The sequence below is a fragment of the Moorena sp. genome (assembly GCF_982860115.1).
The window spans coordinates 1-3,128 of sequence record NZ_CEYLVT010000411.1 but is presented as its reverse complement, the minus strand read 5'-3'; the positions used below and the strand labels follow the sequence as shown (position 1 = coordinate 3,128).

At 45.5% G+C, this 3,128-nt stretch carries 2 protein-coding genes; both read left to right on the top strand.

Annotated features, from left to right (window positions below):
- The first annotated feature begins 781 nt into the window (after positions 1-781).
- Positions 782-1,792, top strand: coding sequence for a sulfotransferase family protein (locus tag AC4II3_RS32170; protein WP_488013836.1), 1,011 nt, complete (start codon positions 782-784; stop codon positions 1,790-1,792).
- A gap of 10 nt (positions 1,793-1,802) precedes the next feature.
- Entirely contained in the window at positions 1,803-3,035 is a 1,233-nt protein-coding gene (gene chrA, locus AC4II3_RS32165) for a chromate efflux transporter (protein WP_488013834.1), read from the top strand.
- Positions 3,036-3,128 lie beyond the last annotated feature (93 nt).

Sequence of the window (3,128 nt, the reverse complement as noted above, 5' to 3'; positions counted from 1 at the left end):
GATAATTACCCTGTCTTGATGCAGTCGCTCATGGGGAGGGGCTGTGTGCGGAACCTGCGTCCGCACCTTGTAAGCCCCGTGGAAACCCCCTTTGGCGGCGCTGCATCGCTTAATAAAAATCTCCCCCATCTCCCCATCTCCCCATCTCCCCATCTCCCCATCTCCCCATCTCCTCACACTTTTATTATCGGTATTCAACCGAACTTGATGTTATTCTCCCATCACCCCATTAAGCTACAGTCTTAATGTCAATCATTTAACCTATCTACTTTAGTCATAGTGCTTAATTTTCGGCTGTTATCCGGGATAGGGTAATCAGTTAACGAAGGTGTGATCTGGTTTATAGGATTTATAAATCAGATGTAAACATAGCAGGTCTTTTTTTATTGTCCAATAAAAATCTGTATCTCTTTCCCATCTTGACTTTTGCCTCTTAGCTTTTGCTGTTTCCGGCAATAATTTTGTTTACAACCAAGATATAAACGCGCTTATCGGTTGTTAAACAATTTGTAAGCATATGCGCTACGCGAATGGCTGAGAGCTGAGAGCTGAGAGCTGAGAGCTGAGAGCTGATAGCACCTCAAGTAGCGTGCGCTTCGCGCATATGCTTACGGTTAGTTAGCTAAACACCGCTCCACTCCCAGCTAGGGAAAGTTGGTTTGGTGAAGACCAAGCTTTTATTGTGCTGCATTGCAACCACAACGTTTTCTGATGGCTGCTTCTACTTAATCGGTGATCAAGGTCAGCAATTGGAATTCAGTGATGAGGATAGCTCAAAGTTATGTCTATTTTTATGATCGGCACCCAACGCTCAGGCTCTAATTTGTTGCGCCTGATGTTGAATCAGATTGGTGATCTCGCTGCTCCCCACTCCCCTCACATATTGCAGCGGATGATGCCATTACTACCTACCTATGGGGATTTGAGTCAAACGGACACCTTTACCCTCTTAGTCAATGATGTGTGTCGTTTAGTGGAACTCAATCCCGTTCCTTGGGAGGGTGTGAATTTAAATACAAAGGAAGTAATTTCCCTTTGCCGAGAGCGGTCTTTGGTGGCGATATTTGCCTCTGTTTACGATATTATGGCACAAACTTGGGGAGCACAGCAATGGTGTTGCAAAAGTTTAGCCAACGTTTACTACCTGCCAGAGATTACCGCTTACTTGGAAAACGCTAAATTTATCTATTTGTACCGGGATGGTCGAGATGTAGCGCTTTCTTTTAAGAAGGCAGTGGTTGGGGAAAAGCACTTCTACCATATTGCTCAAGAATGGGCAAAAGCCCAGCGTTTAGCACTCCAGATGCGCTCTCGCTTAAGTCCCGATAGGTTTTTCAGCATCAGTTATGAAACCCTAATCAGCTCTCCTGAGACTACCCTGCAGGATCTGTGTAATTTCCTAGGCGTGCAGTATACTCCTGAGATGCTGGATTTCCATCAATCCCAGGAAGCCTCGAATGCTGCAACGTCTAGCTCCTTATGGACTAATGTAACCCAACCTGTAATTAAACAAAACACTAAGAAGTTTCTTCAAGAAGCTACGGATGAGGAAATTCTGATTTTTGAATTGGTGGCGGGAGATGTACTTGATGCTCTTGGTTACGAACGGGTTGGAATTCTTAAAGGGAAAGAAATCAAATTCAGCAGCACTGCGATCGCTAAATTTAATGCGATTAACCAAAGCTTAAAAGCAGAGGCACGCCAAAAAATGGATCCTGAGGACTTAAAGCGACGAGATCGCCAAGCCACTCTGCTCAAAGAGATTAAAGCACGTCAGACCGTAGTGGCTTAAAGAACTGACTATGTTAAAAAAACTGCATGTAAACTCGGAAAATTCCGAGTCGGTATCCCTTTGGTTTCTGTTCTGGAACTTTTTCAAGATCGGTAGTACAGCGTTTGGCGGTTTCATGGCTCTGATTTCCGTAGTGGAGAATCGGATGGTGCGGCGGCACAAACTCCTCACCCATGAAGATATGCTGGACGGCATCTCCTTAGCCACTGTTTTACCTGGCCCAGTTGCTGCTAACGTAGTAGCCTATGTGGGCTATCGCTTGGGGAGGACTAATGGGGCTGTAGTCAGTGCTATTGGTGTGTTGCTCCCTTCTTTTATCCTGGTAATTGGTCTAACCATTGCTTATCTCCAGCTCGGGGAAATTCCAGCACTTCAAAAAGCCTTTGCGGGATTTATTCCTGCGGTGGCGGCAATCATCTTGAGTGCCGCCAGGCGCATGAGCAAAAAAGCGATCAAAGGCTGGCGCGAACTACTGATTGCTTTGATAGCGGCAGTCCTACTTAAGGTAGTAGGAGGATTCTACATTACTGTGCTAGTGGTGGTGGGTTCTGGATTGGCAGGATGGTTTTGGTTACGTGACACTCAGCAGTTGGGACAGGAAAGTTCTCAAGCTCAACCCATTCAGGAGTCAATTGAAGGGATTTCCTGGCTGAAGCTATCAGTCACCTTGGTCATCCTCCTTAGTTTTCCCTTGCTTTCTATGATTCCCCTACCCTTTTTGGGGGAAACCAGCCTCGGGAAACTATTCGTGACATTTTCCGGCATGAGCCTGATGCTATTTGGTGGAGGCTACGTGTTCATTCCCCTGATTCAAGAAGTGGTGGTGAATAGTTACGGTTGGGTGACTCAGACAGAATTTGCTAATGCGATCGCAATCGGACAAATTACTCCTGGACCAATTCTGATCAGTGCTGCCTTCATCGGTTATGTGGTCAAAGGGATTTCCGGAGCAATAGTAGCAACAGTAGGCATTTTCTTACCACCAGGACTGCTGATGGTAACCTGTTCCCACTTATTGAAACATATCAAAGAATCTACAGTGATTCAGGCGGCGCTCAAAGGAATTCGTCCTGCCGTCATTGGCATGATCATTACCGCTGCTATTGTAGTAGCTGGGAGTGCTGAATTTCATCTTGGCAGCCTGGTGATCTTTGCCGCAGCCCTAGTTGCCATGTGGCGGTTCCGCGTGAAGGTGCTGTTGATTATCCCGATTGCTGGAATTTTAGGCTTAGTACTTTACTGAATCTAGAATTAGTGGTAATAGGTAATAGGTAATAGGTAATAGGTATTAGGTATTAGGTATTAGGTATTAGGTATTAGGTATTAGGTATTAGGT

Coding starts and splice junctions, on each gene's coding strand:
- chrA (WP_488013834.1), top strand. CDS start 1,803: ATGTTAAAAAAACTGCATGTAAACTCGGAAAATTCCGAGTCGGTATCC.
- AC4II3_RS32170 (WP_488013836.1), top strand. CDS start 782: ATGTCTATTTTTATGATCGGCACCCAACGCTCAGGCTCTAATTTGTTG.